The 823-nt window shown below is 51.5% G+C and carries 1 protein-coding gene; it reads left to right on the top strand.

The genetic code is table 11. The annotated features are described in order from the left end of the window. Positions 1-180: 180 nt before the first annotated feature. On the top strand, positions 181-823 hold a 643-nt coding region (locus tag AC066S_RS38980; RefSeq protein ID WP_478271928.1), incomplete at its 3' end, for a hypothetical protein.

The following is an 823-nucleotide window of genomic DNA, read 5'->3' as shown; positions in this document are numbered from 1 at the left end:
AATTATCACGGAGCTGATCTGAAATGCCATCAGGTCGTATACGTTCTTCTAAGAGTGCCTCACGACGCAACACTCAAGTCGTTATGCCTTCAATTCTTCAACGAGATCGACCGACTGCTAGGAACCGACTATTCGAGGAAGGCGGCAGCGCTACGCAATATTGCACCCATGGTCGACTTGATGAACAAGGTCGCAACAGCTGTCTCCTTGGGCTTTATTGTCGTTGATGAAGTTCAGAATTTGCGCAGCGCGCGCGCCCAAAATGCGGAGCTTGTTCTAAACCTGTTCAGTGAAATCATTGAGCGGCTCGGCATTAGCTTATTGGCGCTTGCAACACCAGCGGTCCAAGCTGTCGTAGAAGGGGCAGTACGAAACACCCGCAAACTTGCTTCCTTCGGGAGCTTGGTACTTGAGCCGATGGCAAGGAATAGCCCTCAGTGGGAAGAATTCTGCGATACGTATTGGGACTATACGTTTGTCAAGACCAAGACAAAGCTGACGAAAGAAATCCTTGATGCTTGGTACACGGCCTCAGCTGGAAATACGGCTTTCGCGGCGCTCGCGTTCACACTATCTCAGCACAATGAGATTGGCGGGCGCGAAATTATCGACGCTACTGCGTTTCAGCGAACCGCGGCGACTGACATGGCATTTCTTGGCCCGGCAATTGCAGCCTTGCTCAGCAAGAAGCCTGCAAAGCTTCGAATGTTTGACGATCTGCTGTTCAGTCCTAGGTACAAAGCTATGCGCGCCCTGCTTGGGGCAGAGGAGCCTGCTCGACCCAAAGGGGTAAAAAACGAAGAGTTTGACGATGTACACGAAG

This window comes from Bradyrhizobium sp. CFUWI (genome assembly GCF_056429085.1).
This window is presented reverse-complemented; position numbering and strand designations above follow the sequence as displayed.